This window comes from Kitasatospora putterlickiae (assembly GCF_039527695.1).
Taxonomy (GTDB): Bacteria; Actinomycetota; Actinomycetes; order Streptomycetales; family Streptomycetaceae; genus Kitasatospora; species Kitasatospora putterlickiae.
This window is the reverse complement of record NZ_BAAAKJ010000568.1, coordinates 1-4,024: the sequence shown is the minus strand read 5'-3', so window position 1 is coordinate 4,024 and position 4,024 is coordinate 1. Positions and strand designations below refer to the sequence as shown.

Sequence of the window (4,024 nt, the reverse complement as noted above, 5' to 3'; positions counted from 1 at the left end):
GGCGGGGCCGCCGTTCCGGCCCCGCCGAGTCCCCTTCCCGGGGGCGGGCACCCCTGCCCAGGCGTCCGCGCCGGGCGGCGGCCCCCGTCCACCGATCCCCGTACCGAGCACTTTCCACCGAGCGCGCCGGAGAGCAGACCATGACAGCCGCCGCCGAGCCCGCGGCACCCTACGCCGAGGCTCCACGCCAGCCCGATCCCGACGTACCCCGCACCATCACCGCCCCCGCCACCAACGGCGACCGGGTGTTCCGCGGCCTGCTGCGGGCGGCCGGCCTCTCGGTCTTCGCGATCATGGGGCTGATCGCCTTCTTCCTGATCCTGCGCGGCACCCAGGCATTGCGCGCGGTCGGTTTCGACTTCTTCACCGAGCAGAAGTGGCAGACCCAGGCCCACAACTTCGGCGTCGCCGCCGTCCTGCCGAACGGCATCCTGATCGCGGTGATCGCGCTGGTCATCGCCGTGCCGGTGGCGATCTCGACGGCGATCTTCATTTCCGAGTACGCGCCGGTGCGGCTGCGTGCCGCGCTGATCTCGCTGGTCGACCTCATGGCGGCCATCCCCAGCATCGTCTACGGCCTGTGGGGGCTGTTCTTCCTCCAGCCCCGGATCATCGGCCTCTCCCGCTGGCTGACCAACCACGTCGGCGACACCATCCCGTTCCTCAAGGTGCGCACCGGCGACATCGGGACCTCCTACACCTCGTCGACCTTCATCGCGGGCGTGGTGGTCTCGCTGATGATCATCCCGATCATCACCTCGCTGAGCCGTGAGGTGTTCTCGCAGGCGCCGCAGGGTGAGCGCGAGGGCGCGTTCGCGTTGGGCTCCACCCGCTGGGGCATGGTGCGCACGGTGGTGCTGCCGTTCGGACGCGGCGGTGTGATCGGCGCGGTGATGCTCGGCTTCGGGCGCGCGATGGGCGAGACCATAGCCGTCGCACTGATCATCTCGCCGAGCTTCAAGCCGATGACGCACATCCTGGAGAACGGCGGCAACTCGATCTCCGCGCTGATCGCGCTGCGGTTCGGCGAGTCGGACGCGCTGTCGCTGTCCGCGCTGATGGCGGCCGGTCTGGTGCTGTTCGCCCTCACCCTACTGGTCAACGTGGGCGCGGGTTTCGTGATCAACCGCTCCCGTTCCGGCTCGGCGACGGCGGACTGACCCATGGCCCACCAGAGAACCCGCCACCGGGACCACCGGCCCCGGCCGCTGCCACCGCTCCGCCGCCGTGAAGGGACGCACCGATGACCACCCTCGACAAGGCGCCCACCGAGGCGCCCGCCCAGGGCGCCCCGGCCGCCCCGGGCCCCGTGCCGGAGCCGCAGTCCCCGGACCCCGAGCGGAAGGTCAAGCTCCGCGGGGTCACCCGCGAGGACGTGTTCACGATCCTCGGCTCGTTCACCGGCTCGCTCGGCCTCGACTGGGTGCTGTACGAGCGGGTGCTGCCGTTCAGCGGCGCGCTCGGCTTCCTGCTCTGCTGGTACCTGCTCTTCCTGGCCGGCTACTTCCTCCTCGGTCGTCTCCAGTGGGGCGCGCTGATGGTCCGCGAGCGGCTGGTCTCGGTGGTCGCCTGGAGCGCCGGCCTGCTGGTGGTCGGACTGATCGCCGATCAGATCGGCTACGTCGCCTCGCGCGGCTACGACGCGGCCCAGCACGCCAACTTCTTCACCGAGTCGATGGAGAAGACCGCCTCGCTCTCCCCGATCACCTCCGGCGGCGCGCTGCACGCCGTCGTCGGCTCGCTCGAACAGCTCGGCCTGGCCACGCTGTTCGCGGTGCCGCTGGGCATCGCGGCGGCGGTCTTCATGTCCGAGATCGGCGGCCGGATGGCCCGACCGGTGCGGACGCTGGTCGAGGCGATGACGGCGCTGCCGTCGATCGTCGCGGGCCTGTTCATCCTCGGCATCGTCATCCTCACCTTCGGCTTCGACAAGAGCGGTTTCGCCGCCTCCCTGGCGCTGACCGTGATGATGATGCCGATCGTCACCCGGGCCGCGGAGGTGGTCATCCGCCTGGTGCCCGGCACCCTGCGCGAGGCGTCCTACGCCCTCGGCGGCAGCCAGTGGCGGACGGTGTGGAACGTCGTCCTGCCGACCGCCCGGCGCGGCCTGGTGACGGCCGTGGTCCTGGGCATGGCCCGCGCCGTCGGCGAGACCTCCCCCGTGCTGCTCACCGCCGGCTTCACCTCGCGGATGAACGCCAACCCGTTCGAGGGCCAGCAGATCTCGCTGCCGCTCTACATCTGGAGCTACGTCAAGCTGCCCGTCGACGAGATGGTCGCCCGGGCGTTCGCCGCCGCGCTGACGCTGATGGCGGTCGTGCTCATCCTCTTCGTCACCGCCCGCATGCTCGGCGGACGTGCCGCCGGGGAGCTGAGCGGGCGCCAGAAGCGGAAGCTCGCCAGGGCCGCGAGCCCCGCCCACTCGGCGCGGCCGGCCGAGCCCGCTCCGGCCCACGTGGTCCCCGCCGCCGCGTCCGTCCGGACGGCCGTCGCCACCGGGGAGCACTGATGTTCCGATCGTCCACCCTCCGCACCAGAGGAGTTCCCATGTCGTCGCGGGAGGCTGCACGCCGCCCCCTGGCACGCCCCTTGGGCGTGCTGATGTCCACCCTGCTCGCGGCCGGATCGCTGCTGCTGGGCCAGGCCGCCCCGGCCCACGCGGCCGTCGCGCTCACCGCCAGCGGCTCCAGCTGGGCGTTCCCGGCGATCGACCAGTGGCGCCAGGACGTCGGCCCGCAGGGTATCCAGATCGACTTCAACGCCGTCGGCTCGGCCGTCGGCCGCCAGGACTGGAACACCGGCCGCAACGACTTCAGTGCCTCCGACGTGCCGTTCCGCACCCGGATCGACACCGGCGCCGGCGAGGCGGCCCAGCGGGCCGGCCAGGCCGGCGTCGAGAAGGTCAACTACGGCTACTCCTACGTGCCGATCACCGCTGGCGGCACCGCGCTGATGTACCACCTGACGGTCGGCGGGAAGCTGGTCCGCGACCTGCGGCTCTCGCCGCAGACCGTCATGGACGTCTTCACCAACAAGATCACCAACTGGAACGACCCGAAGATCACCGCGGACTACGGCAAGGCCCTGCCGAACATCCCGATCACCCCGGTCGTCCGCTCCGACGGCTCCGGCGCCACAGCCCAGTTCACCCGCTGGATGAGCCGCTCCTTCCCCAATCAGTGGGACGAGTACTGCAAGTCCGTCAACAGCGTCACCTGCGGCGAGTACACCGAGTTCTTCCCGCCGTCCGGCCGGATGACCGCGCAGAGCGGCTCCGACGTCGTCGCCGGCTACATCAAGGCCACCTCCGGTGAGGGCACCATCGGCTACGACGAGTACGCCTTCGCCAAGCGCAGCAACTGGCCGGTCGTCAAGGTCCTCAACCCGGCCGGGTACTACACCCTCCCGACCGCCTCCAACGTGGCCGTCGCCCTGACCGCCGCCAAGATCCGCGGCGTCGACGACAACACCCCGGAGAGCGACCCCAACTACCTCCAGCAGAACCTGGACGGCGTCTACACCAACACCGACAAGCGCTCGTACCCGCTCTCCAGCTACAGCTACCTGATCGTCCCGCGCGCCAACTACCTCCAGGCGCTGCCCAAGTTCACCAACGACAAGGGCGGGGCGCTCAGCCGGTTCCTGTCCTACGTGCTCTGCCAGGGCCAGGGCGAGGCGGACGACCTGGGCTACTCGCCGATCCCCCGCGGCCTGGTCCGCGGCGGGCTGCTCCAGACCCAGCACATCCCCGGCAACGCCAGCAGCATCAACCCCGACACCCTGGCGGGCTGTGCCAACCCGACCCTCAACGCGGCGGGCCAGCTCGCCATCCTCGACAGCGCCCCGATGCCCAGCGAATGCGACGCCAAGGGCACCCCGCTGGACTGCAACAAGGGCGGCGGCAGCGCCGGCGGTGGCACCGGCGGCGGGACCGGTAGCACCGGCGGCACCGCGAGCAGCGGCGGCGCGGCCGCGGGCGGCAGCGGGAACACCGGCGGGGGGTCCGGCGGCGCCGGCGGGCACT

The 4,024-nt window shown here is 71.4% G+C and carries 3 protein-coding genes; all 3 read left to right on the top strand.

The window, feature by feature from the left end; translation table 11 throughout:
• The first annotated feature begins 140 nt into the window (after positions 1-140).
• Positions 141-1,160, top strand: coding sequence for a phosphate ABC transporter permease subunit PstC (gene pstC, locus ABD308_RS39430; protein ID WP_344345959.1), 1,020 nt, complete (start codon positions 141-143; stop codon positions 1,158-1,160).
• Positions 1,161-1,243: 83 nt separating this feature from the next.
• On the top strand, positions 1,244-2,509 hold the full coding sequence (pstA, locus tag ABD308_RS39425) for a phosphate ABC transporter permease PstA (protein WP_344345957.1): 1,266 nt from the start codon (positions 1,244-1,246) through the stop codon (positions 2,507-2,509).
• A gap of 38 nt (positions 2,510-2,547) precedes the next feature.
• The coding region (locus ABD308_RS39420) for a substrate-binding domain-containing protein (protein WP_344345955.1) at positions 2,548-4,024 on the top strand (1,477 nt) is incomplete at its 3' end.